The following is a 25,173-nucleotide window of genomic DNA, read 5'->3' as shown; positions in this document are numbered from 1 at the left end:
ACACACCATTTAAAGGAGCCCGCCGTGGCCGACCTCAAGCACGTAACCGACGACTCCTTCGAGCAGGACGTCCTGAAGAGCGACAAGCCCGTCCTGGTGGACTTCTGGGCTGCCTGGTGCGGCCCGTGCCGTCAGATTGCTCCGTCCCTCGAAGCGATCGCGGCCGAGTACGGCGACAAGATCGAGGTCGTCAAGCTCAACATCGACGAGAACCCGGGTACGGCCGCCAAGTACGGCGTGATGTCCATCCCGACCCTGAACGTCTACCAGAACGGCGAGGTCGCCAAGACCATCGTCGGTGCCAAGCCCAAGGCCGCGCTCGTCCGTGACCTCGAGGACTTCATCGCCGAGTGATGTCCTGACCGTCGCGCAGGCGACGGATGTTTCACGTGAAACATGAAGGGGCCGACCCGGAAGGGCCGGCCCCTTCGCTCGTCCGAAGAGCTGATCACAACGGTCGTAGCACCGGCTCCTTCTGCACAGCGCCCAGGAGCCGGTCGAGCGCCATCTCCACGTCTTCCTTCCAGGAAAGGGTGGTACGCAGTTCCAGCCTCAGCCGTGGGTGGGAAGGATGCGGCCGGACCGTCTTGAAGCCCACCGCAAGCAGGTGATCGGCCGGGAGAAGGCAGGCCGGTTCCTTCCAGCGGGCGTCACCGAACGCCTCGATCGCTTTGAAGCCCCGGCGCAGCAGATCCTTGGCGACCGTCTGGACCATCACCCGGCCGAGCCCCTGGCCCTGATAGCCCGGCATGATGAATGCGGTCATCAACTGCACCGCGTCCGGGGAGGCAGGACTCGTGGGGAACGCCGCCGAGCGGGGCACGTAGGCGGGCGGGGCGTAGAGCACGTGGCCCACGGGGACGTCATCGACGTACACGACCCGGCCGCAGGAGCCCCAGTCGAGCAGTACGGCGGAGATCCAGGCCTCTTTCTCCACCGCAGTCGTCCCTGTCTTTGACGCTGCCTCGCCACTGACGGGGTCCAGTTCCCAGAAGACACACGAGCGGCAGCGCTGGGGGAGATCCTGAAGGTTGTCCAGTGTGAGCGGTACGAGCCGACGCCCCATGAAGGCTGATCCTCGCTTCCGTCGCCCGCGGCACCGCGAGCGGCTGTCAGAGCGCTCCGTTCCTCGAGCAGGCTGCCGACGAACCCGTTGTCCGCACCGATACCCGCGGCTACGCCCATCAGTCCGGCCCGGTCCATCCCTTGTACGGCCCCGCCTGTCGCTCGAAGGTGTCATCCGGTGGTGACGCCCCACCTTCTCGCATCGTATCCACGAGGCGATTCCCTCAGTACCGCGTGAAGGCAAAGAGCGAGCCGTGCTCCGGCAGGCAATGGAGGCGGCTCGCTCTTGGCGGTCGGCGGATGGGACAACCCTGCCCGGGAGGGGGTCAGTCGTCCGTTTCCTTGGACTCACCCTCCACGAGGCCCTTCTGAAGGGCAGCTCCTTCACCGGGAGCCAGACTGTCGAGAATCCGCTCGAGGTCTTCCATGGAGGCGAACTCGACGGTGATCTTGCCCTTCTTCTGCCCCAGGTCGACCTTGACCCGCGTCTCGAAGCGATCCGAGAGCCGGGTGGCGAGGTCGGAGAGCGCCGGCGACACCCGGCCTCCGGCGCGGGGCCCCTTGGATCGCTGCGGGGCTTGGGGGCGTGATCCCATGAGAGTCACGATCTCCTCGACCGCCCGCACGGACAGCCCCTCCGCCACGATCCGGTGGGCCAGACGGTCCTGCTCCTCGGAGTCGTCGACGGAGAGCAGTGCCCGCGCATGGCCGGCCGAGAGCACACCGGCTGCCACCCGGCGCTGGACTGCCGGGGAGAGCTTCAGCAGCCGCAGCGTGTTGGAGACCTGGGGACGTGAGCGCCCGATCCGGTCCGCCAGCTGATCGTGGGTGCAGTTGAAGTCCTTCAGCAGCTGATCGTAGGCGGCAGCCTCCTCCAGCGGGTTCAGCTGAGCCCGGTGGAGGTTCTCCAGCAGTGCGTCCAGAAGGAGCTTCTCGTCGTCCGTGGCTCGGACGATCGCGGGGATCGCCTCCAGGCCCGCCTCACGGCAGGCACGCCAGCGCCGCTCGCCCATGATCAATTCATAGCGCGAGGGGCCGGTCTGCCGTACGACGACCGGTTGGAGGAGACCGACCTCCTGGATGGACGTGATCAGCTCGTGAAGCGCGTCCTCGTCGAAAACCTCACGCGGCTGGCGCGGGTTCGGGGTGATGAAGTCGAGGGGGAGTTCCGCGAAGTGGGCACCCAGGGGCGGCGCCGGTACATCCGTCGCGCCGTTTCCCGAGGACTCATCGGTTTCACGTGAAACAGGCGGCAGCGTGGCCACCTTCGCCGCGGCCACCCCACGATCGGCCACCAGGGCCGGGACACCGGAGGAGGACGGGGAAGTTCCCCCGCCCACCGCGGTCTGCGCCGGGGTCCTCTCCGTCGGGGCAGGAGGGATCAGCGCGCCGAGACCACGGCCCAGGCCCCTTCGTCGATCACTCACTGCGTCCCCTCCATGGTCGGATTGTTCTGAGCGCCGATATGGGCGTGTGTGCCGTCATAGCTGACACCGACGCCCCTCAACGCGATCTCTCGGGCTGCTTCAAGGTAGGACAGGGCACCGCTCGATCCAGGATCGTAGGTCAGTACCGTCTGGCCGTAGCTCGGCGCTTCGGAGATACGGACCGAGCGGGGAATGCTCGTCCGCAGCACCTCCTCGCCGAAGTGGGTGCGCACCTCTTCGGCGACCTGTGACGCGAGGCGCGTCCGGCCGTCGTACATGGTGAGCAGGATGGTCGACACATGGAGGGTGGGGTTGAGATGGCCTCGCACCAGGTCGACGTTGCGCAGCAGCTGGCCCAGTCCCTCCAGCGCGTAGTACTCGCACTGGATCGGGATGAGAACCTCCTGACCGGCGACCAGCGCGTTGACCGTCAGAAGGCCGAGCGAAGGCGGGCAGTCGATGAGGACATAGTCCAGCGGCTGCTCATACGCCTGGATGGCTCGCTCAAGTCGGCTTTCCCGCGCCACCAGCGACACGAGTTCGATCTCTGCACCGGCGAGATCGATCGTGGCGGGAGCACAGAAGAGGCCTTCGACATCGGGGACCGGCTGGACCACTTCCGACAGAGGACGGCTCTCGACCAGCACGTCGTAGATGGAAGGGACCTCGGCGTGATGGTCGATCCCGAGAGCAGTGGAAGCATTGCCCTGCGGGTCGAGGTCGATCACCAGAACACGGCCGCCGTGCAGGGCAAGCGAAGCGGCAAGATTGACGGTCGTCGTCGTCTTGCCCACGCCGCCCTTCTGGTTCGCCACAACGATGATGCGGGTCTGCTCGGGCCGTGGCAGGCCTTCGCCAGCACGGCCGAGAGCCTCTACCGCCAGTTGGGCAGCACGACCGATCGGAGTGTCGTCCATGGGAGGCGGTGTTTCACGTGAAACATCCTCCCCCATCGACTCGGTACGGGGACCGGGGACCGGATCGGTCATCGGTCCCGCGATGTTGGCGTCGGACCGCAAGGATTCACTCTCCTCGACTTCAGGCTCGCAATGCACAGAGCCTCCCATGCCTTCGGGGTCGCGAACCAGTGAGGCCTGGTCTTCTGTGGAGAAATCCACCTCTGTGGACAACTCCGCCCCACTGGCGAGTGAGCCGAGAGGCTTCCGGTCGCGAGGTTCGGCCGTAGCGCGTTCGCGGCTGATGATGCCGTGCAGCAATGAGCGACGTTTCACGTGAAACACGATGCACAGCGCTCGCGACCGGAATGCCGCGACACTCCGTCATGCGTAGATTAGGCAGCTTGTGTGGAGTACGACTGTTCTTCGGGCGGGGTCAGCGACGACGACGTGTGCGACCCGTCCGGGCCGCCTTGGCGCGCTTCGCGGCGAACCTCACACCGCCGGGGCTCTCCCCGACCTCGACCCGCACGACCGTGGAGAGGGGATCGACCACTCCTTCCCCGACGTGGAGGATGGACGTGTCCACCGCGCCGAGTTTGCTCAGCGCGGTGGCGGCGCTCTTCAGCTCCTCCTCGGCGGTGTCACCCTTCAGCGCGAGCATCTCTCCGTAGGGACGCAGCAAAGGGATGCCCCAAGCGGCCAGACGGTCCAGGGGAGCGACGGCGCGGGCGGTCACGACGTGGACCGGCGTCAGCTTGCCCATGACCTCTTCGGCCCGGCCGCGTACGACGGTCACATGATCCAGGCCGAGAAGCTCGACGACCTCGGTCAGGAAATTGGTGCGTCGCAGGAGCGGCTCCAGCAAGGTGATCTTCAGGTCCTCCCGAACGAGGGCCAGAGGGATACCGGGCAGGCCGGCACCGGATCCGACGTCGCAGATCGTCACCTCCTCGGGCACGGCCTCGGAGAGGACCGCGCAGTTCAGGATGTGCCTCTCCCACAGTCGGGGCACTTCTCGTGGGCCGATGAGCCCGCGCTGCACACCTGCCTCTGCCAGGAGCTCGGCGTACCGGACCGCATCCGCGAAGCGATCACCGAATACCTCGCGTGCTTGCTCGGGCGCAGGGGGGAGCTCCGCTGCCTCCGTCACGGGGACCGTCCTTCCGTACCGCATCGACGCGTTCCGCGCCGACCACCAGAATCACCAGGCTGACAAAGACCGGCCCCGCCTGCGCGACAGACGGGGCCGGTGATACGTGCGTACTGAATCAGTTGGGCAGCACGACGACGAAGCGCTGCGGCTCCTCGCCCTCGGACTCGCTGCGCAGACCAGCCGCCTTGACCGCGTCGTGGACGACCTTGCGCTCGAAGGGCGTCATCGGGTTCAGCTTGACCGGCTCACCGCTGTTCCTCGCGTCGGCCGCGGCCTTGGCGCCCAGCTCGGAAAGCTCGGTGCGCTTCTTGGCCCGGTAGCCGGCGATGTCCAGCATCAGCCGGCTGCGGTCGCCGGTCTCCCGGTGCACGGCAAGACGCGTCAGCTCCTGCAGCGCCTCCAGCACCTCGCCGTCCCGGCCGACGAGCTTGTACAGGTCTCGACCGCTCGTGTCACTGATGATCGACACCGAAGCGCGGTCGGCCTCGACATCCATGTCGATGTCGCCGTCGAGGTCGGCGATGTCCAGCAGACCCTCGAGGTAGTCCGCCGCGATCTCGCCCTCCTGCTCCAGGCGGGTGAGGGTGTCTGCGCCCTCGGCGGCGGCGGAGATGGTGCCTTCCGTCACGGGATGGGCTCCTTCTTACTTCTTGGACGGGGACTTGGGGCGCTGCGGGCCGCCCTTGCGCTGCCCGGACTGGGCCCTGCTGCGGCCACTGGAGCCGGTCTTCGGCTTCGGGCCGCCGGCGGGCTTGGCGTCCTGGGGCTCGTCGGACTTCGTCAGCGAGGTGGGCTCACCGGCCGGCTTCGTGGCTCCGGACTGACGCTGGGCCTTGGTCTGACGCTTGGGCTGCTGACGCCGGGCCGTGGCCGTCGTGGCCTCGCCGTCCTCGGTGAGGGTGGCGGTCTGAGCCTCCCCCTTCGCGACGGTGCCGTCGGGCTGGGCCGCGAAGCCCGCCTTGTTCAGGCCGTTGATGAACTTGCGCTCGTAGTCGTTGCGGTCACGGCCCTTGGCCACGATCGCCTTGACGATGGCCTTCTGGCCGCGGCTGCGCGTCTTGCCGTGGTGCATGACCTGCTTGTGCAGACGCTCCAGGTAGGCGCCCTGAGCCTTGGAGCCGGGGGTCGGGTTGTTGCGGATGACGAACATCTGCTGGCCCATGGTCCACACGTTGGTGGTCAGCCAGTAGACGAGGACACCGACCGGGAAGTTGATGCCGAAGACGGCGAACATGACCGGGAAGACGTACATCAGCATCTTCTGCTGCTGCATGAACGGCGTCTTCACCGTGGTGTCGACGTTCTTCGTCATCAGCTGGCGCTGCGTGAAGAACTGCGAGGCCGACATCAGGACGATCATGATCGCGGTGACGATGCGGACGCTGGCGAGCGAGGCGTCGAGCGCGGTGACGTCCGCGGCGCTGTCGGTGAACTTCGCGGCCAGCGGGGCGCCGAAGATGTGCGCCTTCTGCGCGCTCTGCAGCAGGCTCTCGTTGATCACACCGATGGTGTCACCGTTGGCGATGCCGTTGAGCACGTGGTAGAGGGCGAAGAAGAACGGGGACTGCGCCAGGATGGGAAGGCACGAGGAGAGCGGGTTGGTGCCCGTCTCCTTGTACAGCTTCATCATCTCTTCGGACTGGCGCTGCTTGTCGTTCTTGTAGCGCTCCTGGATCTTCTTCATCTCGGGCTGCAGGGTCTGCATCGCCCGCGTCGCCTTGATCTGCTTCACGAAGAGCGGGATCAGACAGATCCGGATGAGGATCACCAGGGACACGATGGACAAGCCCCAGGCCCACCCGGTGTCAGGGCCGAAGAGGGCGCCGTACACCTTGTGGAACTGGACGATGACCCAGGAGACGGGTGTGGTGATGAAACTGAAGAGGCTGGCAATCGTGTCCACTAATCATGCTCCTTGGGCATGGGACGGGGTCTCTGCGGCCGGGCTCGAAGAAGGATTCTCTCCGGTGGCCGTTTCGGCGGCGGAGGGCCCGCCCTTGCGTGCGCGCCATGTGTTGCGCAGCATCTCGTGCCACCGCGGACGCTTGCGCGGCGGGACATGGTCCACGCCGCCGAGCGACCATGGATTGCATCGCAGGATGCGCCAGGCGGTGAGGGCCGTTCCCTTGATCGCACCGTGTCGGTCGATGGCCGTGTAGCCGTAGTGGGAGCACGACGGGTAGTACTTGCACACCGGCCCGAGCAGCGGACTGATCGTCCACTGGTAGAGCTTGATCAAGGCCAGCAGCGGGTACTTCATCGCGCGCCCCCTCCCAGTAGCCGTTGAAGGGCGGCATCGAGGTCTTGGGCCAGCTGTGCGTGGCCGGCGTCACCCGCACCGGGCAGCGCCCGTACGACTACCAGGCTACCGGGGGGAAGAAGGGTGACTCGGTCGCGCATCAGATGGCGCAGTCTGCGCTTCACCGCGTTGCGCACGACCGCTCCGCCCACGGCCTTGCTCACGACGAAACCCGCACGCGTCGGGGGAGCGCTCTCCCCAGGCGCGTGCGGGTCCGTTGCACCGCTTCGTAGGTGGACGACGAGGGTCGGGCGTCCTGCCCGACGACCCCGTCGTACCGCGGCCGCGAAGTCCTCGCGCCGCCTCAGCCGATGCTCGGTAGGCAGCACGACGTCATGACCTGATCAGGCTCAGGCGGACAGGTTGGCGCGACCCTTGCTGCGGCGGTTCGCGAGAATCGCGCGACCGGCACGGGTGCGCATCCGCAGGCGGAAGCCGTGGGTCTTGGCGCGACGACGGTTGTTCGGCTGGAAGGTGCGCTTGCTCACTCGGGGGCTCCAGAAATCAATCGGTGGCGGCGGGGTGCCGTCCTGGCTGTCACCGTGCGCCCACGAGGTAGCTCGCGGTCAACGCCCGAGTGCACCGCTTCCCGATCACCTGACGCGATCTGTGCCCATCGGAGGCAGGCGGCAGCAGCCATCGACAACTCGACCTGGTCACGGTACGCGCGGCTGCGCCATCCGGTCAAACCGACCCCCGTCGGGGGACACTGTCCACAGGCTGGGGACAACAACTTGAACCGTAGCCGTCGGCCTGACTACCGTGGCTGAACTCCGATTCGTTCCTTTGTCCCTGCTCCCGCCCGATGCGAATCACCAACCGTCCCACCATCACACGAACGTGGGACCCACGAGAGAGCGTGCCCTGTGGCTGACGTACCTGCCGATCTTGCCGCAGTGTGGCCACGCGTACTGGAGCAGCTCCTCGGTGAGGGCCGTGGCCAGGGTGTCGAGGTCAAGGACGAGCACTGGATCAGGCGCTGCCAGCCGCTCGCCCTGGTCGCGGACACCGCCCTGCTCGCCGTCCCGAACGAATTCGCGAAGGGCGTGCTGGAGGGCCGCCTCGCCCCGGTCGTCAGCGAGACGCTGAGCCGTGAGTGCGGCCGGCCGATCCGGATCGCGATCACCGTCGACGACTCCGCGGGGGAACCCCCCGTCCCGTCGACGCCGTCGCGCTACGACGAACCCGAGGAGCAGCCGGACCCGTACGACGGCCCGCGCGACAACCCGTACCAGGGCTACGGCCGGCACCGTGCCGAGCAGCCCCCGGGCGGGGGTGACCAGGGCGCGCGCCAGGACCCGCTGCCCACCGCGCGACCGGCCTACCCCTCGGAGTACCAGCGGCCCGAGCCCGGCGCCTGGCCCCGGCCGGGGCAGGACGAGTACGGCTGGCAGCAGCAGCGCCTCGGGTTCCCCGAGCGCGACCCCTACGCGTCGCCGTCCCAGAACTCCTACGGCGGCTCCTCCGGCCAGGACTCCTACGGCACGCCTCCTCAGGACTCCTACGGGCCGTCGTCCCAGGACGCGTACGGGCCGCAGGACCAGGACTCCTACGGCCCGCCCCCCTCGCAGGACTACCGGCCGCAGGCCATGGAGCGGCCGTCCTACGACCGCTCGCCCTACGACCAGAAGCGCTCCGAGTACCAGCAGTCGCGCCCCGAGTACGACCAGCGCGACCCCGCCCGGCGGGAGATGCCGGAGTCCCCCTCCGGGGGCGGTCACACGCATCGCGGGCGTGCCGGTCACGGGCAGTCGGGCACGCCCGGGCCGCTGGGCGGGAAGCCGGCGCCGGCGAGCGGGCCCGGTGAGCCGACCGCCCGGCTGAACCCGAAGTACCTCTTCGACACGTTCGTCATCGGCGCCTCGAACCGTTTCGCGCACGCGGCCGCGGTCGCCGTGGCCGAGGCGCCCGCGAAGGCGTACAACCCGCTGTTCATCTACGGGGAGTCGGGCCTCGGCAAGACGCACCTGCTGCACGCCATCGGGCACTACGCGCGCAGCCTCTATCCGGGCACGCGGGTGCGGTACGTCAGCTCGGAGGAGTTCACCAACGAGTTCATCAACTCCATCCGCGACGGCAAGGGCGACAGCTTCCGCAAGCGGTACCGCGAGATGGACATCCTGCTCGTCGACGACATCCAGTTCCTGGCGGACAAGGAGTCGACGCAGGAGGAGTTCTTCCACACCTTCAACACGCTCCACAACGCCAACAAGCAGATCGTGCTGTCCTCCGACCGGCCGCCCAAGCAGCTGGTGACGCTGGAGGACCGGCTGCGGAACCGCTTCGAGTGGGGCCTGATCACGGACGTCCAGCCGCCCGAGCTGGAGACGCGGATCGCGATCCTGCGCAAGAAGGCGGTGCAGGAGCAGCTCAACGCCCCGCCGGAGGTGCTGGAGTTCATCGCGTCCCGCATCTCGCGCAACATCCGTGAGCTGGAGGGCGCGCTGATCCGGGTGACGGCGTTCGCGTCGCTCAACCGGCAGCCGGTGGACCTGGGCCTGACGGAGATCGTCCTGAAGGACCTGATGCCCGGCGGCGACGACTCGGCGCCCGAGATCACCTCGACGGCCATCATGGGCGCGACCGCGGACTACTTCGGCCTCACGGTCGAGGACCTGTGCGGCACCTCCCGCGGCCGCGCGCTGGTGACGGCCCGGCAGATCGCCATGTACCTGTGCCGCGAGCTGACGGACCTCTCGCTGCCGAAGATCGGCGCCCTGTTCGGCGGCCGCGACCACACGACGGTCATGCACGCGGACCGCAAGATCCGCAATCTGATGGCCGAGCGGCGCTCCATCTACAACCAGGTGACCGAGCTGACCAACCGCATCAAGGCGGGCTGACGGAGCCGCGCGGGCCTGTCGAGGGCGTCCTGGGAGCTGTTCCCGGGGCGCCCTTCTTCATGCCGCGGGCCGGCGCCTGGTCATCCGCTGTTCGATTACTGGCCGGGTCACGGCCACTCTCCACAGATTCGGTGACTTTCTGCCGTCCACATCCTGGGGACTGCCGAGTTGTCCAGATCTTGTCCACAGGCGGCCTGGGTGAAAGAGAATCGAGGCAGGTCATCCGCCTGTGGATTGGTGGACAAAAGATTTCCACAGGCTGTGGACAGCGAGTCGACCCACAGCCTGTGCATGGAGTTGTCCACGGACGACCCACAGGATCCGGGCGGTTGTCCCCAGCTATCACCGGTTTCTCCACACGTCTGTCCACTGTTCGGCAACTCGGCGCACCTCTTCACCGGCAGGAGTGAAAGGCGTCACATGAGGGCACCGGATTGGGCTGTGGGAAAGCCGGGTAAACCTGGGGACGGTCCTGGGGAGAAGTCGCCCCTCCCTGTGCACGGGGTGTGCAGAACTTTCTGTTCTCCACAGAAGGCCCCGGTTGTCCACCGCCTCCGTCCCCAGGGTCAGTGGACAAAATCTCGCCTCTGAGCTGCGGAAACAGGGTTATCCACGGTATCCACAGCCCCTACTACTACTCCCAACCAGAGAGAGCGAGAAATCCGGTTCGAAGGGGGTGCTGTGCACAACTCGTCGTCCGGGCCCCGGCTGCCCCTCGTCACGACTTGACCCCGACGGGCACCTACTGTCAGTGCGGTGCGTCAGACTGGTCCCCGGTGGTCCTTCCCCTCACCGGGGCCGACGACACCGAGACAGACGACGAAGGCCAGGCAGGGCGAGAAGCGCCGGCAACAGCAGGAGGCGGCAAGAGTGAAGATCCGGGTGGAACGCGACGTACTCGCGGAGGCAGTGGCCTGGGCGGCGCGCAGCCTCCCGGCCCGTCCGCCGGCGCCTGTCCTCGCCGGCCTCCTGCTGAAGGCCGAGGACGGAGCCCTCAGCCTCTCCAGCTTCGACTACGAGGTCTCGGCGCGCGTGTCGGTGGAGACCGAGGTGGAGGAGGAGGGCACCGTCCTCGTCTCCGGCCGGCTGCTCGCGGACATCTGCCGGGCGCTCCCCAACCGCCCCGTGGAGATTTCCACAGACGGTGTACGGGCCACGGTGGTCTGCGGCTCCTCACGGTTCACGCTCCACACACTGCCTGTGGAGGAGTACCCGTCGCTGCCCCAGATGCCGAACGCGACGGGCACGGTCCCCGGCGAGGTCTTCGCCTCCGCCGCCGCCCAGGTCGCCATCGCGGCCGGCCGTGACGACACCCTGCCCGTCCTGACCGGTGTGCGCATCGAGATCGAGGGCGACACCGTGACGCTGGCCTCCACCGACCGCTACCGCTTCGCGGTCCGCGAGTTCCTGTGGAAGCCGGAAAATCCGGACGCGTCCGCGGTCGCCCTGGTGCCCGCCAAGACACTCCTGGACACCGCCAAGGCGCTCACCAGCGGAGACAGCGTCACCATCGCGCTGTCCGGCTCGGGCGCGGGCGAGGGCCTGATCGGCTTCGAGGGCGCCGGCCGCCGCACGACGACCCGGCTCCTGGAGGGCGACCTCCCGAAGTACCGCACCCTGTTCCCGACGGAGTTCAACTCCGTCGCGGTGATCGAGACCGCCCCCTTCGTGGAGGCCGTCAAGCGCGTGGCCCTGGTCGCCGAGCGCAACACGCCGGTGCGGCTCAGCTTCGAGCAGGGCGTGCTCATCCTCGAGGCCGGTTCCAGCGACGACGCACAGGCTGTGGAGAGGGTCGACGCCCAGCTCGACGGCGACGACATCTCGATCGCCTTCAACCCGACCTTCCTGCTGGACGGCCTCAGCGCCATCGACTCCCCGGTGGCTCAGCTGTCCTTCACGACGTCCACCAAGCCCGCGCTGCTCAGCGGCAGGCCGGCGGTGGACGCCGAGGCGGACGAGGCCTACAAGTACCTGATCATGCCGGTCCGCCTCAGCGGCTGAGTCGTCCGGACCTGTCCACAGGCCGTGGAGGACGTGTCCCGGCCTGTGGACGAAGCCGCAGGTGAGCGCGTCGCTGGGCAGTACGTCTGAGCGCGTGGGCCCACAGGTGTGCGTGACGGTCCGGGACTAGGCTCGGACAGGGGTGCGAAGGTGCCCCACACGCCACACAGCGACCTAAGGAACAACTGATGGAGCTCGGTCTCGTCGGCCTCGGCAAGATGGGCGGCAACATGCGCGAGCGGATCCGCCGCGCAGGCCACACCGTCGTCGGATACGACCGCAACCCGGATCTCGCGGATGTCCACAGCCTCTCCGAGCTTGTGGACGGCCTGAAGGGCCCGCGGGTCGTCTGGGTGATGGTCCCGGCCGGTGCCGCCACCCAGTCGACCGTCGACGAGCTGGCCGAACTGCTGGAGCCGGGTGACGTCGTCGTGGACGGCGGCAACTCCCGCTGGACGGACGACGAGAAGCACGCCGCGGAACTGGGCGCCAAGGGCATCGGTTTCGTCGACTGCGGCGTCTCCGGCGGGGTGTGGGGCCTGGAGAACGGCTACGCACTGATGTACGGCGGTGACCCGGAGAACGTCGCCAAGGTGCAGCCGGTCTTCGACGCGCTCAAGCCCGAGGGAGACTTCGGCGCGGTGCACGCCGGCAAGGTCGGCGCCGGGCACTTCGCGAAGATGGTCCACAACGGCATCGAGTACGCCATGATGCAGGCCTACGCCGAGGGCTGGGAGCTGCTGGAGAAGGTCGACTCGGTCACCGACGTCCGCGAGGTCTTCCGCTCCTGGCAGGAGGGCACCGTCATCCGCTCCTGGCTGCTCGACCTGGCGGTCAACGCCCTCGACGAGGACGAGCACCTGGACAAGCTGCGCGGCTACGCCCAGGACTCCGGCGAGGGTCGCTGGACCGTGGAGGCCGCCATCGACAACGCGGTGCCGCTCCCGGCCATCACGGCCTCGCTGTTCGCGCGGTTCGCCTCCCGCCAGGAGGACTCGCCCCAGATGAAGATGATCGCCGCCCTGCGCAACCAGTTCGGCGGCCACGCGGTAGAGAAGAAGTAGTCCACAGGGCCGTTTCGGCGGTCCGTCGCAGGATCGTCTCGGCGGTCCGTCACGCCGGGGAGGTCGGCGAAACGACCATGCACGTCACGCATCTGTCGCTGGCCGACTTCCGCTCGTACGCCCGGGTCGAAGTCCCGCTCGACCCGGGCGTCACCGCTTTCGTCGGACCCAACGGGCAGGGCAAGACGAACCTCGTCGAGGCCGTGGGCTATCTCGCCACCCTGGGCAGCCACCGGGTCGCCTCCGACGCGCCCCTGGTCCGCATGGGCGCCGACCGCGCCGTCGTACGGGCGCAGGTCCGGCAGGGCGAGCGGCAGCAGCTCGTCGAGCTGGAGCTGAACCCCGGCAAGGCCAACCGCGCCCGCATCAACCGGTCCTCGCAGGTCAGACCGCGTGACGTACTGGGGATCGTGCGGACCGTGCTGTTCGCGCCCGAGGACCTGGCCCTGGTGAAGGGCGATCCCGGGGAGCGGCGCCGGTTCCTCGACGAGCTGGTCACCGCGCGTTCCCCGCGGATGGCCGGGGTGCGCTCCGACTACGAGCGGGTGCTCAGGCAGCGCAACACCCTGCTGAAGTCAGCCGCGCTGGCCCGTCGGCACGGCGGCCGGACCATGGACCTGTCCACGCTCGACGTGTGGGACCAGCATCTCGCGCGGGTGGGAGCCGAGCTGCTGGCCGCCCGTCTCGACCTGCTGGCCGCGATCGAACCGCTCGCCGACAAGGCGTACGAGCAGCTCGCTCCCGGCGGCGGCCCGGTCGCGCTGGAGTACAAGGCGTCGGCGCCGGGCGAGGCGCACACGCGCGAGGACCTCTACGAGCAGCTGACGGGGGCGCTCGCCGAGGTCCGCAAGCAGGAGATCGAACGGGGCGTGACCCTCGCGGGTCCGCACCGCGACGACGTGCTGCTCAAACTCGGCCGGCTGCCCGCCAAGGGGTACGCCTCCCACGGCGAGTCCTGGTCCTGTGCGCTGGCCCTGCGGCTGGCCTCCTACGAGCTGCTGCGGGCCGAGGGCAACGAGCCGGTGCTGATCCTCGACGACGTCTTCGCCGAGCTGGACGCCCGGCGGCGGGAACGGCTGGCGGAGATGGTCGCGCCGGGTGAGCAGGTGCTGGTCACGGCCGCCGTGGACGACGACGTGCCGCAGGTGCTCGCGGGCGCGCGGTACGCCGTGGCGCAGGGGACGGTGGAGCGCGTATGACGCCGCAGGAGCCGGAGAAGGCGCCCGAGCCCTCAGGCGTCGATCTCGCGCGTGTGGCGCTGAGGGCGGCGCGCGCGCAGGCACGCGCGCGCGGGGACGCGGTGCAGCAGAAGAAGCAGGCGCGGCGCGGCGGTGGTCTGCGTTCCGGCGCGCGGGCGGACGGCCGCGATCCGATGGCGCTCGGTGCGGCGATCAACCGGCTCCTCACCGAGCGCGGCTGGGAGGCGCCGGCCGCGGTGGGCGGGGTGATGGGGCGCTGGCCGCGGATCGTCGGCGAGGACGTCGCCAAGCACTGTGAGCCGGAGAGGTACGACGAGGACGAGCGGGTGCTGTTCGTGCGCTGCGACTCCACGGCCTGGGCGACGAACCTGCGGCTGCTCGCCCCGACGCTGGTCGCCCGGCTCAACGAGGACCTCGGCCACGGCAGGGTGCGGCAGATCCGGGTGCAGGGTCCGGCGGGCCCCGCCCGCCGTTACGGCCCCCTGCGGGCCCCGGGCAGCAAGGGGCCCGGCGACACCTACGGGTGACATCTGTCACGTACTGCGGCCGGGGCGGTGCTGTCGTACCGTCCCGGCCGTCCTCGTGTGCGGGCCGTGCGGCTCAGCACCGCTGCGCGCGGGCCGTGAGGGGGCCGGGCCCGTTCCCGGGTGGTTCGGGAGGGGCCGCAACCCGCCTGCTGAGAGGCCGTGCGAGGTGCGGACGAGGCGGCGGGACCGGACCTGACTCGTCGGTAGCCAAGGGTTGACACCCGGAAGCGCTGAGTGCCTCCGTGAGCCTCTTGGAGGCCCGCTCCGCATATGGGGACCCGGTGGAGACCGGTTGAGGGCGGCACATGCGGACTCAGGTACCGGCAAACCCCCATCACTGTCGGCGCTACCGGTAGAATGGAAGCCAATCCCGCCCCGAACGTGGGGACCGCCCGGGAAACGCTGAGCAACGCTGATCAAGGCTTACCAACGCAACATGCCGCAGCCGCTCCGGCAACCCGCCGACGAGCCCGGCTCGTGCTGTGCCAGAAAGGGCGCTTCGTGGCCGATTCCGGCAACCCCAACGAGAACATCCCGTCCATCGACGCCGGCGTCACGAGCGGGGCCGACGCCTCGAACGGCGAGGTCACGGCCTCCTACGACGCCAGCGCCATCACCGTCCTCGAGGGCCTGGACGCGGTCCGCAAGCGGCCCGGCATGTACATCGGCTCGACCGGCGAGCGCGGTCTGCACCACCTGGTGCAGGAGGTCGTCGACAACTCCGTCGACGAGGCGCTGGCCGGGCACGCGGACACCATCGACGTGACGATCCTGGCCGACGGCGGCGTGCGCGTCGTCGACAACGGCCGCGGCATCCCGGTGGGCATCGTCCCCTCCGAGGGGAAGCCCGCCGTCGAGGTCGTGCTGACCGTGCTGCACGCGGGCGGCAAGTTCGGCGGCGGCGGCTACGCGGTCTCCGGCGGTCTGCACGGCGTCGGTGTCTCCGTCGTGAACGCCCTGTCGTCCAAGGTCTCCGTCGAGGTGCGGACCGACGGACACCGCTGGACGCAGGACTACAAGATGGGCGTCCCGACGGCTCCGCTCGCCCGGCACGAGGCCACCGAGGAGACCGGCACCTCGGTCACCTTCTGGGCCGACGGCGACATCTTCGAGACCACCGAGTACTCCTTCGAGACGCTGTCGCGGCGCTTCCAGGAGATGGCGTTCCTCAACAAGGGTTTGACGATCAAACTCACTGACGAGCGCGAGTCGGCGAAGGCCGTGACCGGTGCCGACGAGGCGGGCGCCGACGTGAAGGACGAGGTCAAGGCCGTCACGTACCACTACGAGGGCGGCATCGTCGACTTCGTGAAGTACCTCAACTCCCGCAAGGGGGAGGCGGTCCACCCCACCATCATCGACCTCGAGGCCGAGGACAGGGACAAGAACCTGTCCCTCGAGGTCGCGCTGCAGTGGAACAGCGGCTACAGCGAGGGCGTGTACTCCTTCGCCAACATCATCCACACCCACGAGGGCGGTACGCACGAGGAGGGCTTCCGTGCGGCGCTGACCTCGCTGATCAACAAGTACGCGCGCGACAAGAAGCTGCTGCGGGAGAAGGACGACAACCTCACGGGCGACGACATCCGCGAGGGTCTGACCGCGATCATCTCGGTGAAGCTGAGCGAGCCCCAGTTCGAGGGCCAGACCAAGACCAAGCTGGGCAACACGGAGGCGAAGACCTTCGTCCAGAAGGCGGTCTACGAGCACCTCAACGACTGGCTGGACCGCAACCCGGTCGAGGCGGCGGACATCATCCGCAAGGGTATCCAGGCGGCCACCGCGCGCGTGGCGGCCCGCAAGGCCCGCGACCTCACGCGCCGCAAGGGTCTGCTGGAGTCGGCGTCACTGCCGGGCAAGCTCTCCGACTGCCAGTCGAACGACCCCACCAAGTGCGAGATCTTCATCGTCGAGGGTGACTCCGCCGGCGGCTCGGCCAAGTCCGGCCGCAACCCGCAGTACCAGGCGATCCTCCCGATCCGCGGCAAGATCCTCAACGTCGAGAAGGCCAGGATCGACAAGATCCTGCAGAACCAGGAGATCCAGGCGCTGATCTCCGCCTTCGGCACGGGTGTGCACGAGGACTTCGACATCGAGAAGCTGCGCTATCACAAGATCATCCTGATGGCGGACGCCGACGTCGACGGCCAGCACATCAGCACCCTGCTGCTGACCTTCCTGTTCCGCTTCATGCGGCCGCTGGTGGAGGCCGGGCACGTGTACCTCTCCCGTCCTCCGCTCTACAAGATCAAGTGGGGTCGGGACGACGTGGAGTACGCGTACTCCGACCGCGAGCGGGACGCGCTGATCGAGATGGGCCGCCAGCGCGGCAAGCGGGTGCGCGAGGACTCCATCCAGCGGTTCAAGGGCCTGGGCGAGATGAACGCCGAGGAACTGCGCGTCACCACGATGGACCAGGAGCACCGCGTCCTCGGCCAGGTCACCCTCGACGACGCCGCCCAGGCCGACGACCTGTTCTCGGTCCTCATGGGCGAGGACGTCGAGGCGCGCCGCGCCTTCATCCAGCGCAACGCCAAGGACGTCCGCTTCCTCGACATCTGAGTCGGTCTCAGCTGACCGGACAGGGAAGGATCACCACCAGCAATGACCGACGAGAACACTCCCGTCACCCCTGAAGAGGGCGGCGACATCGCCATGCGCGTCGAGCCCGTCGGGCTCGAGACGGAGATGCAGCGCTCCTACCTCGACTACGCGATGTCCGTCATCGTCTCGCGTGCGCTGCCGGACGTGCGGGACGGCCTCAAGCCCGTGCACCGCCGCGTCCTGTACGCCATGTACGACGGCGGTTACCGTCCCGAGCGCGGCTTCTACAAGTGCGCCCGCGTCGTCGGCGACGTCATGGGCAACTACCACCCGCACGGCGACTCCTCGATCTACGACGCGCTGGTCCGTCTCGCGCAGCCGTGGTCGATGCGCATGCCGCTCGTGGACTCCAACGGCAACTTCGGCTCGCCGGGCAACGACCCGGCGGCGGCCATGCGCTACACCGAGTGCAAGATGGCGCCGCTGTCGATGGAGATGGTCCGCGACATCGACGAGGAGACCGTCGACTTCACGGACAACTACGACGGCCGCTCCCAGGAGCCGACCGTCCTGCCGGCCCGTTTCCCGAACCTGCTGATCAACGGTTCGGCCGGTATCGCGGTCGGCATGGCGACCAACATCCCCGCGCACAACCTGCGCGAGGTCGCGGCCGGCGCCCAGTGGTACCTGGAGAACCCGGAGGCCTCGCACGAGGAGCTCCTGGACGCGCTGATCGAGCGCATCAAGGGCCCCGACTTCCCGACCGGCGCCCTCGTGGTGGGCCGCAAGGGCATCGAGGAGGCGTACCGCACGGGCCGTGGCTCCATCACCATGCGCGCGGTCGTCGAGGTCGAGGAGATCCAGAACCGCCAGTGCCTGGTGGTCACGGAGCTGCCCTACCAGGTCAACCCGGACAACCTCGCGCAGAAGATCGCCGACCTGGTGAAGGACGGCAAGATCGGCGGCATCGCGGACGTCCGTGACGAGACGTCCTCGCGCACCGGCCAGCGCCTGGTGATCGTCCTCAAGCGGGACGCGGTCGCCAAGGTCGTCCTGAACAACCTCTACAAGCACACGGACCTGCAGACCAACTTCGGCGCCAACATGCTGGCCCTGGTCGACGGCGTCCCGCGCACCCTCTCCCTGGACGCGTTCATCCGCCACTGGGTGACGCACCAGATCGAGGTCGTCGTCCGCCGGACGAAGTTCCGGCTGCGCAAGGCCGAGGAGCGGGCGCACATCCTGCGCGGCCTGCTGAAGGCCCTGGACGCCATCGACGAGGTCATCGCGCTGATCCGGCGCAGCGACACCGTCGACATCGCGCGCACGGGCCTGCGGGACCTGCTGGAGATCGACGACATCCAGGCGAACGCCATCCTCGAGATGCAGCTGCGCCGGCTGGCCGCCCTGGAGCGCCAGAAGATCGTCCAGGAGCACGACGAGCTGCAGGCGAGGATCACGGAGTACAACGAGATCCTCTCCTCGCCGGTCCGCCAGCGCGGCATCGTCAGCGCCGAGCTGGCAGCGATCGTCGAGAAGTACGGCGACGACCGCAAGACCCAGCTGATCCCCTACGACGGTGACATGTCCATCGAGGACCTCATCGCCGAGGAGGACATCGTCGTCACCGTCACGCGCGGTGGTTACGTCAAGCGGACCAAGACCGACGACTACCGGGCGCAGAAGCGCGGCGGCAAGGGCGTGCGGGGAGCGAAGCTGAAGGAGGACGACATCGTCGACCACTTCTTCGTCTCCACCACGCACCACTGGCTGCTGTTCTTCACCAACAAGGGCCGCGTCTACCGGGCGAAGGCGTACGAGCTGCCGGACGCCGGGCGTGACGCGCGTGGACAGCACGTGGCGAACCTGCTGGCCTTCCAGCCGGACGAGGCGATCGCCGAGATCCTCGCGATCCGCGACTACGAGGCGGCGCCGTACCTGGTCCTGGCCACCAAGGGCGGTCTGGTCAAGAAGACGCCTCTGAAGGATTACGATTCGCCGCGTTCCGGCGGTGTCATCGCGATCAACCTGCGGGAGCGGGAGGACGGATCCGACGACGAACTGATCGGAGCCGAACTCGTCTCGGCCGATGATGATCTGCTGTTGATCAGCAAGAAGGCCCAATCGATCAGGTTCACCGCCTCGGACGACACTCTGCGCCCGATGGGCCGCGCCACCTCGGGCGTCAAGGGCATGAGTTTCCGTGCGAGCGACGAGCTGCTCTCGATGAATGTTGTTCGACCCGGTACGTTCGTGTTCACTGCCACAGACGGCGGGTACGCGAAGCGCACCAACGTCGACGAGTACCGCGTCCAGGGTCGCGGCGGCCTCGGCATCAAGGCCGCCAAGATCGTCGAGGACCGCGGCTCCCTCGTGGGCGCGCTGATCGTCGAGGAGACCGACGAGATCCTCGCCATCTCGCTGTCCGGCGGTGTGATTCGTACGCGAGTCAACGAGGTCAGGGAGACGGGCCGTGACACCATGGGCGTTCAACTGATCAATCTGGGCAAGCGCGATGCCGTGGTCGGCATCGCACGTAACGCCGAGGCGGGGCGCGAGGCGGAGGAGGTCGACGGCGACATCGCCGTGGACGACGTCGCCGAGGACGCCGCGACCAGCGGCACGGACGAGGGTGAGGCGCCCTCGACCGAGTAGCACGAGGAGTGAGTCATCGTGAGCGGAGCCACGGGCGCCGGTCCGGTCGGAACATCGGCCGGCACCTCTGCCGGCCCTTCGGCCGGCACCCCTGCCGGTACGGAAACGGACGGCGGCCGTGGCTCCGTCGCGGTGGGCAAGGGCGTGCGGTCCGCCGACGGGCGGGGAACCGACGCCCTGGCGGCCGACGCGCAGGCGACGGATCCGCACACGACCAACCTCCAGGCGATCACGTCGCCCGCGAAGGACTCGCACTCGCCCGACACGCATGGATCCCAGGGGGGAACTGTGACGGACACCCGAGGCTCGCAGACCCGGCAGTACGACGCCGGAGCGGGCCAGGCCGGTGAGGCCCAGCAGGCCTCCCCGCTGCCCGGCGAACGCCAGGGGCAGCAGCCCTCCGGGCCCTACCACCCGCCGCAGGCCTATTCGACCCCGGCCCCGGCCGGCGCGGTCCGCCGGCCGCGCACCGGTGCCCGGACCACGCCCCGGGTGCGCAAGGCCCGGCTGCGCGTGGCGAAGGCCGACCCGTGGTCGGTGATGAAGGTCAGCTTCCTGCTCTCGATCGCGCTGGGCATCTGCACGATCATCGCGGCCGCCGTGCTGTGGATGGTCATGGACGCGATGGGCGTCTTCTCGACGGTCGGCGGCACGATCTCCGAGGCGACCGGCTCCAACGAGTCGAACGGCTTCGACCTCCAGTCCTTCCTCTCCCTGCCCAACGTGCTGCTGTTCACGGCGATCATCGCGGTCATCGACGTCGTTCTCGCGACGGCTCTCGCGACACTCGGCGCGTTCATCTACAACCTCTCCGCGGGCTTCGTGGGCGGCGTCGAGCTGACCCTCGCCGAAGACGAGTGACGCGACCGCACCGGCCGTCCCCCACCTCTGCCGCACCTCCTGCGACAACCGATTTTGGGACTGCCCGCGTCGTGCGCTAATCTTCAGGAGTCAGCGCGCGGGACACACACCGCAAAGCGCGGCGGGGCTATAGCTCAGTTGGTTAGAGCGCATCCCTGATAAGGATGAGGCCACAGGTTCAAATCCTGTTAGCCCCACCAGCGAGAAGACCCCCAGTCGATACCGGCTGGGGGTCTTTGACATCCACGGCTGACATCAGCCGATGAGTGGATCTTCCAGAAGCTCGGCGAGCATGCCGACCGCTTCCCGCTCACTGTCGCCGACGACGTGCGTGTAGACGTCCATGGTCATGCTGATCTGGCTGTGCCGGAGGATCGCCTGGGCGACCTTCGGGTGCACCTTCAGGAAGGCCAGCAGGGTTCCGCAGGTGTGCCGGGCGAGGCGGACCGTGATCCGGCGGACGCCGGCGCGCTTGACGAGCCGGTCGAAGGTGCGGGAGAAGCCCACCGGGTCGATCATCCCGCCGTGCTCGGAGGAGAAGATCAGGTCCTGGCCCGGCTCCTGTGCCCAGCGCTCACCGGCGATCTTCCGTTCCAGCTCCTGGAGCTCCCGGCGCTCCTCGAGGACACGGGCGCAGAACTCCGGGAGCGGGAGCACAGCCTGTGAGGACTCCGTCTTGAGGTCCTTGAGGACCAGGCCCACGCCCTTGACCCGCTGCACCTGCTTGACCGGGACGAAACGGCCGGCCTCGAAGTCGATGTCCTGCCAGCGCAGCCCGAGCACCTCGCTGCGGCGGAGGCCGAGGACCAGGACCAGGACGCAGGCCGCGTAGAGGCGGTGAGCGCGGACCGAGCGAAGGAACGCGATCGCCTCCCGCGCGTTCCACGCCGTGCCCTTGTCCTTGGTCACCTTGGGCATGTCGACCAGCAGCGCGACGTTGCGCGTGACCAGCTCCTCGCGCATGGCCCGGTTGAGCGCGTTACGGAGGACGCGGAGCACCTCGAAGCGGGCCGAGGCGCCGACCTTCTCCCGCGTCAGCGTGGCCATGAAGGCGCGGATCTGCGCGGGGGTGAGCTTGACCAGTGGCTTCTTCCCGAGGTGAGGCAACAGGTAGAGCCGCACCTTGGACTCGTACTTGACGTACGTGTTGTGCTCGCGTTCCGGGGCGACGATGTGCTCCAGCCAGTAGGCCAGCCACTCGCCGAGCGTCCAGGACCGGGACGGCACGGGGATGCCGTTGCGCTCCTGGTCCTGGAGCTTGCCGAGCTTCTCGTTCGCCTCGTCCCAGGTGGCGCCGTAGACGTACTTCCGGACGCGATTGCCGTCCGTGTCGGTGACGTACGCGGCCCCCTGATAGCGGCCGTCCTTGCGCTTGGTGATGGTGCCCCCGCCATTGGGTCGACGCTTGGCCATCAGGCAGCCTCCCCGATCCGGCTGGTGATGAAGTCGCGGACCGCGTCGCTCGGGATGCGCCGGCACCCGTCGACCTTGATGGAGACCAGGCGGTGAGTACGGATCAGGTCGTAGACCTTCGTCCGGCCGACTTTGAGCCGTGCCATGACCTCCGGCACGGTCAGCAGCTCGGGTGCGGCGGTGGTCATGCAGTGGCTCCTTCCAGGTCGAGCAGGGCGGGTAGTTCTTCGCGTGCTGCTTCGCGGTTGTGTTGGATGTCGCGGCGGATGTTGGCGGCGAGCCAGGATTCGCCGGGGGTGTGGCCGTGGCCGGCGTAGGTCCAGTGGGCGAGGGTCAGGGTGGTGGCCTCCGGGTCGTCGGGGTCGGGCAGGCCGAGGGCTTCGCGTTGCTGGCGGGCGCGGTAGTCGGCGCGGGTCTGGCGCAGCGCGCCGAGGGTGGTGGAGTAGCGGCGGGACTTGGTGGAGAAGTGGCCGCGGAAGCCGAGCATGTGGGCCCAGTCGCGGAGCTTGCGGTCGGGGTAGAGCGGGTGGAGGTCGAGGCAGGCCGCGATGAGGCGGGCCGGGTGGTCGGGGACGTCGAGGAGGGCGAGGGCCTCTTTGTTGCCGATGCGGCGGTCCACGGTGCCGGTGGTCTCGGCGGCTTTGGTGGCGTACTTGGCGAGGTAGGAGGCGACGGCCTGTTCGGTGATCTCCTCGCCGTCACCGAAGGCGCGGATGGTGCGCACGTCGAGCTGGGTGCCCCAGCGCAGGGTGCGGGCGGGCTGGTTGCCGGCCGGGGGCACGTCGACGGCGACGCGGGCGGCGGCGGCGTGGATGGCGTCGGTGAGGAGGTCGAGGGTGGCCCAGGCCGGGGGCGGGGAGTCCGGGCCGTCGGGTCCGTCGAAGCGGATCACGGCATGGAAGTGCACGGCGCCGCGCTTCTGGTACTCGGCGACCTTGCCGAAGGAGACGCGGGACTGTTCGTGGGCGTCCTTCTGCGTGAGCCCGGCGCGGCGGGCGATCTCACGGCGCAGGTAGATCGTGAAGTACCGCCACAGGTCGGGGGCATGGTTGTTCCACAGCACCGCGCCCGCGTAGTCGTACGACTCGGGGTCGAGGGGGGTGCCGAGTTCGGGTGCGTCCTCGGCGTGGCGGGTGCCGCAGCGGCAGGGGCGGGTGCCGGGGCGGTTGTGGACCGGGCCGAAGGAGGGGGCGGTGAGGGTGGCGAAGACGCGGGGGTGGTCGCGGATGGTCGGCGGGGTGCCCTTGGCCGGGTCGCCGACGAGGCCGGCGCGGATGAGGTGATAGGTGTCCCCGGCGTAGGTCCAGGCGCAGGCGGGGCAGCGGGAGGCACGGCGGTTGCCGCAGGCGATCCGGAGCCGTCCGCCGGGTTCGGTGTCGGTGGAGTAGTGGTGCAGGACGTGGCCGGTGGCACGGTCGCGGGTGACGGTGGAGCCGTGCAGGTGGATGGGGGCGGCGCAGCCTCCGGTGCGGCGGAGCTGCTCCTGGAGGCGGTCGAAGCCGTAGGACCCGGCCAGCCTCAGCACGTCGGCGAGGGTGGCCGGGTCCAGGCCCGCCGCGGTGGCGGCATCGGTCACGCGGCACCGTCCGACGGGGGTTCGGTCATCTGGTCGAGAGCCGAGGCGGCCTCATCGGCGGCGCGGGCCAGGGCGCGCAGGGCGTCGGCGGTGCCCGGGTGGGCGATGAGCGCGAGGTCGACGTCGCCGCCGCCGATACGGAGGCTGACGAAGCGGCCGCCGCCGTCGGTGGAGCCGAACACGGTCACGCTGCTGGTGGTGTCGGGTTCGAGATGCGCCGAGGTGGTCAGGGACTTCATGTGGTCACCTCCCGGCGCGGACGGGGGCGGCGGGGAGGACGTGTCCGGTGCCCTTGCAGGTCGGGCAGGGGAGGCGGAGGGTGGCGCGGGTGCCGTCGGCGTGGCGGGTGTCGGTGGTGATGGCGACGGCGGCGAAGCCGTCGCAGTGGCGGCAGATCAGCCGGCGTGAGGTGTGCTGGGGCATGATGGGGCTTCCCTTTCGGGTCCGTTGGGTCTGGAAGGTGGGAAGGCGCCCGGAGCGGCGGAAGTTTGGCGACCGAGGCCGCTCCGGGGGCCGGTTACCGGCGGCGGTTGCGTCCGCGGGGGATCGGCGGGATGGCGTCGTAGGAGTCCTGGCCGGCGCGGAAGTCGCGGAGGTCGGTGACGTCCTTGTCGGTGCCGATCTCGCGCATGATGCGGTTCATGGCCCGGGTGTCGCGGTGGCGGCGGGCGATGGCGTAGTCACGGCCCAGTTCGGCCATGCGGTCGTTGCGGGCGGGTTCCGGGTCGTTGTTCTTGCGGCTGAAGAGGCCCATGGATCCTTCTTCCTTCCTGAGGTCAGTGGTGGGTGTTGCGGCGGCCGTGGCCCTTGACCGCGTACATCGCGGCGTCGGCGGCGGTCAGGGCGTCGGTGAGGGTGGGCACTGGCAGGTCGGTGCGGTGGCAGGCGCCGACCGAGGCGGAGACCGGCAGGAGGCTGCCGTCGTGCGGGACGGGCCGGGCCAGTGCGGTGCGCAGGGCGGCGAGGCCGGGGGTGTGGCCTGGGTCGGTGACGATGGCGGCGAACTCGTCTCCGCCGAGGCGGGCGGCGATGCCGTGGCGTGCGCACCAGTCGCGCAGACGGCGGGCGGTCGCGGTGAGGACCGCGTCTCCGGCGGCGTGGCCGTGGGTGTCGTTGACGGCCTTGAAGTCGTCCAGGTCGACCAGGAGGACCAGCGCGGCCGGGTGGCGGGTGAGGAGGTGTTCGGCGCGGGTGGTCCATCCGGCGCGGGTGTGCAGGCCGGTCAGGGGGTCGCGGCGGGCGGCGGTCAGGCGGCGGGCGAGGAGACCGCCGTGGACGGCCCAGCCGAGCGCGGGTAACGCGGCGGCGATCACGGTGTCCACGGCTCACCGGCCCTTGTGCAGGTCGTTGACGAGCAGGCGCAGCACGACGGCGACCACGGCGACGGAGACGCCGGTGATGGCGACGGCCAGCAGGAGCGAGACCAGGACCGCGCCGACGACGAGGACGACGGCGCCTCCGCCGGCGGCGAGGGCGAGCGCGCTGCCGGGGGTGAGCTGGACGACCGGCCGGTGCGAGGCCGGGGCCGCTGCGGGGACGACCGGGGCCGGGACGGGCTCGATGGGCGTCGGGGTGTGGACGGTCGGGGCGGTGGCCGCCGGGGGCGGCGCCGTGTCGGGGCGCGGGTACTTCGGGGTGAGCATGGGG

At 69.1% G+C, this 25,173-nt stretch carries 26 protein-coding genes and 1 tRNA gene; 10 read left to right on the top strand and 17 right to left on the bottom strand.

The features are described 5' to 3' along the window. The first annotated feature begins 24 nt into the window (after positions 1–24). Positions 25–354 (top strand): thioredoxin, encoded by a 330-nt coding sequence (gene trxA, locus ACZ5FU_RS11030; protein WP_363092304.1) that lies wholly within the window; start codon positions 25–27, stop codon positions 352–354. A gap of 94 nt (positions 355–448) precedes the next feature. Here trxA and ACZ5FU_RS11025 read toward each other — a convergent pair whose 3' ends face one another. The 9 genes from ACZ5FU_RS11025 to rpmH form a co-directional block, all read right to left on the bottom strand. Then, positions 449–1,066 (bottom strand): GNAT family N-acetyltransferase, encoded by a 618-nt coding sequence (locus tag ACZ5FU_RS11025; RefSeq protein ID WP_469045237.1) that lies wholly within the window; start codon positions 1,064–1,066, stop codon positions 449–451. A 325-nt stretch (positions 1,067–1,391) separates the two neighbouring features. Next, positions 1,392–2,492, bottom strand: a complete 1,101-nt coding sequence (locus ACZ5FU_RS11020) for a ParB/RepB/Spo0J family partition protein (protein WP_451528756.1) — start codon at positions 2,490–2,492, stop codon at positions 1,392–1,394. Then, positions 2,489–3,559 (bottom strand): ParA family protein, encoded by a 1,071-nt coding sequence (locus ACZ5FU_RS11015; protein WP_451528821.1) that lies wholly within the window; start codon positions 3,557–3,559, stop codon positions 2,489–2,491. Before ACZ5FU_RS11015 ends, ACZ5FU_RS11020 begins: the two co-directional genes overlap by 4 nt. Positions 3,560–3,824: 265 nt before the next feature. Then, positions 3,825–4,541, bottom strand: a complete 717-nt coding sequence (rsmG, locus tag ACZ5FU_RS11010; protein ID WP_451528755.1) for a 16S rRNA (guanine(527)-N(7))-methyltransferase RsmG — start codon at positions 4,539–4,541, stop codon at positions 3,825–3,827. A 118-nt stretch (positions 4,542–4,659) separates the two neighbouring features. Beyond that, positions 4,660–5,172 (bottom strand): Jag family protein, encoded by a 513-nt coding sequence (locus ACZ5FU_RS11005; protein WP_468644832.1) that lies wholly within the window; start codon positions 5,170–5,172, stop codon positions 4,660–4,662. 15 nt (positions 5,173–5,187) lie between these two features. Beyond that, the gene (gene yidC, locus ACZ5FU_RS11000; RefSeq protein WP_451528753.1) at positions 5,188–6,447 is read right to left on the bottom strand and encodes a membrane protein insertase YidC; all 1,260 of its coding nucleotides are present in this window, start codon (positions 6,445–6,447) and stop codon (positions 5,188–5,190) included. A 3-nt stretch (positions 6,448–6,450) separates the two neighbouring features. Then, positions 6,451–6,804 (bottom strand): membrane protein insertion efficiency factor YidD, encoded by a 354-nt coding sequence (gene yidD / locus ACZ5FU_RS10995; protein WP_366058282.1) that lies wholly within the window; start codon positions 6,802–6,804, stop codon positions 6,451–6,453. Beyond that, a complete protein-coding gene (rnpA, locus tag ACZ5FU_RS10990) occupies positions 6,801–7,172 on the bottom strand; it encodes a ribonuclease P protein component (RefSeq protein ID WP_451528752.1) in 372 nt (123 codons plus the stop codon). The genes yidD and rnpA overlap by 4 nt, the downstream gene beginning before the upstream one ends. A gap of 21 nt (positions 7,173–7,193) precedes the next feature. After that, on the bottom strand, positions 7,194–7,331 hold the full coding sequence (rpmH, locus tag ACZ5FU_RS10985; protein WP_018846094.1) for a 50S ribosomal protein L34: 138 nt from the start codon (positions 7,329–7,331) through the stop codon (positions 7,194–7,196). A 378-nt stretch (positions 7,332–7,709) separates the two neighbouring features. Here rpmH and dnaA point away from each other — a divergent pair, with 378 nt between their 5' ends. From dnaA to ACZ5FU_RS10940, 9 genes are all read left to right on the top strand, one after another. Continuing rightward, complete coding sequence (gene dnaA / locus ACZ5FU_RS10980) at positions 7,710–9,686, top strand: chromosomal replication initiator protein DnaA (RefSeq protein WP_451528751.1); 1,977 nt, start codon at positions 7,710–7,712, stop codon at positions 9,684–9,686. Between the two features lie 870 nt (positions 9,687–10,556). Next, on the top strand, positions 10,557–11,687 hold the full coding sequence (dnaN, locus tag ACZ5FU_RS10975; protein WP_363092295.1) for a DNA polymerase III subunit beta: 1,131 nt from the start codon (positions 10,557–10,559) through the stop codon (positions 11,685–11,687). 188 nt (positions 11,688–11,875) lie between these two features. After that, positions 11,876–12,751, top strand: a complete 876-nt coding sequence (gnd, locus tag ACZ5FU_RS10970) for a phosphogluconate dehydrogenase (NAD(+)-dependent, decarboxylating) (RefSeq protein ID WP_468644835.1) — start codon at positions 11,876–11,878, stop codon at positions 12,749–12,751. 77 nt (positions 12,752–12,828) lie between these two features. Further along, complete coding sequence (gene recF, locus ACZ5FU_RS10965) at positions 12,829–13,950, top strand: DNA replication/repair protein RecF (RefSeq protein WP_451529549.1); 1,122 nt, start codon at positions 12,829–12,831, stop codon at positions 13,948–13,950. Continuing rightward, the gene (locus ACZ5FU_RS10960) at positions 13,947–14,477 is read left to right on the top strand and encodes a DciA family protein (RefSeq protein ID WP_451529550.1); all 531 of its coding nucleotides are present in this window, start codon (positions 13,947–13,949) and stop codon (positions 14,475–14,477) included. The genes recF and ACZ5FU_RS10960 overlap by 4 nt, the downstream gene beginning before the upstream one ends. A 501-nt stretch (positions 14,478–14,978) precedes the next feature. Beyond that, positions 14,979–17,039, top strand: a complete 2,061-nt coding sequence (gene gyrB, locus ACZ5FU_RS10955; RefSeq protein WP_451529551.1) for a DNA topoisomerase (ATP-hydrolyzing) subunit B — start codon at positions 14,979–14,981, stop codon at positions 17,037–17,039. 42 nt (positions 17,040–17,081) lie between these two features. Beyond that, positions 17,082–19,676, top strand: a complete 2,595-nt coding sequence (gyrA, locus tag ACZ5FU_RS10950; RefSeq protein WP_451529552.1) for a DNA gyrase subunit A — start codon at positions 17,082–17,084, stop codon at positions 19,674–19,676. 18 nt (positions 19,677–19,694) lie between these two features. Then, positions 19,695–20,537 (top strand): DUF3566 domain-containing protein, encoded by an 843-nt coding sequence (locus tag ACZ5FU_RS10945; RefSeq protein WP_468644839.1) that lies wholly within the window; start codon positions 19,695–19,697, stop codon positions 20,535–20,537. Positions 20,538–20,660: 123 nt separating this feature from the next. Then, a tRNA-Ile gene (locus ACZ5FU_RS10940) sits at positions 20,661–20,737 on the top strand. A 55-nt stretch (positions 20,738–20,792) separates the two neighbouring features. Here ACZ5FU_RS10940 and ACZ5FU_RS10935 read toward each other — a convergent pair. From ACZ5FU_RS10935 to ACZ5FU_RS10900, 8 genes are all read right to left on the bottom strand, one after another. Continuing rightward, entirely contained in the window at positions 20,793–21,950 is a 1,158-nt protein-coding gene (locus tag ACZ5FU_RS10935) for a tyrosine-type recombinase/integrase (RefSeq protein ID WP_451778505.1), read from the bottom strand. Beyond that, positions 21,950–22,138, bottom strand: a complete 189-nt coding sequence (locus tag ACZ5FU_RS10930) for a helix-turn-helix domain-containing protein (protein WP_451778502.1) — start codon at positions 22,136–22,138, stop codon at positions 21,950–21,952. The genes ACZ5FU_RS10935 and ACZ5FU_RS10930 overlap by 1 nt, the downstream gene beginning before the upstream one ends. Next, positions 22,135–23,526 (bottom strand): replication initiator protein RepSA, encoded by a 1,392-nt coding sequence (gene repSA, locus ACZ5FU_RS10925; RefSeq protein ID WP_469045236.1) that lies wholly within the window; start codon positions 23,524–23,526, stop codon positions 22,135–22,137. Before repSA ends, ACZ5FU_RS10930 begins: the two co-directional genes overlap by 4 nt. Continuing rightward, positions 23,523–23,765 carry a hypothetical protein gene (locus ACZ5FU_RS10920; RefSeq protein ID WP_469045235.1) on the bottom strand — a complete coding sequence of 81 codons (243 nt, stop codon included), beginning with the start codon at positions 23,763–23,765 and terminating at the stop codon, positions 23,523–23,525. Before ACZ5FU_RS10920 ends, repSA begins: the two co-directional genes overlap by 4 nt. Positions 23,766–23,769: 4 nt before the next feature. Beyond that, positions 23,770–23,949: a hypothetical protein gene (locus ACZ5FU_RS10915; protein ID WP_469045234.1), complete on the bottom strand. Its 180-nt coding sequence runs from the start codon at positions 23,947–23,949 to the stop codon at positions 23,770–23,772. Between the two features lie 94 nt (positions 23,950–24,043). Next, on the bottom strand, positions 24,044–24,280 hold the full coding sequence (locus ACZ5FU_RS10910; RefSeq protein WP_401431276.1) for a hypothetical protein: 237 nt from the start codon (positions 24,278–24,280) through the stop codon (positions 24,044–24,046). A 22-nt stretch (positions 24,281–24,302) separates the two neighbouring features. Then, on the bottom strand, positions 24,303–24,848 hold the full coding sequence (locus ACZ5FU_RS10905) for a GGDEF domain-containing protein (protein WP_469045233.1): 546 nt from the start codon (positions 24,846–24,848) through the stop codon (positions 24,303–24,305). 3 nt (positions 24,849–24,851) lie between these two features. Then, entirely contained in the window at positions 24,852–25,169 is a 318-nt protein-coding gene (locus tag ACZ5FU_RS10900; protein WP_469045232.1) for a SpdD protein, read from the bottom strand. Between the last annotated feature and the right edge of the window lie 4 nt (positions 25,170–25,173).

The organism is Streptomyces sp. NPDC031554, from assembly GCF_055580685.1.
The sequence above is the reverse complement of the archived record's forward strand: the minus strand, read 5'-3'. Positions and strand labels throughout refer to the sequence as shown.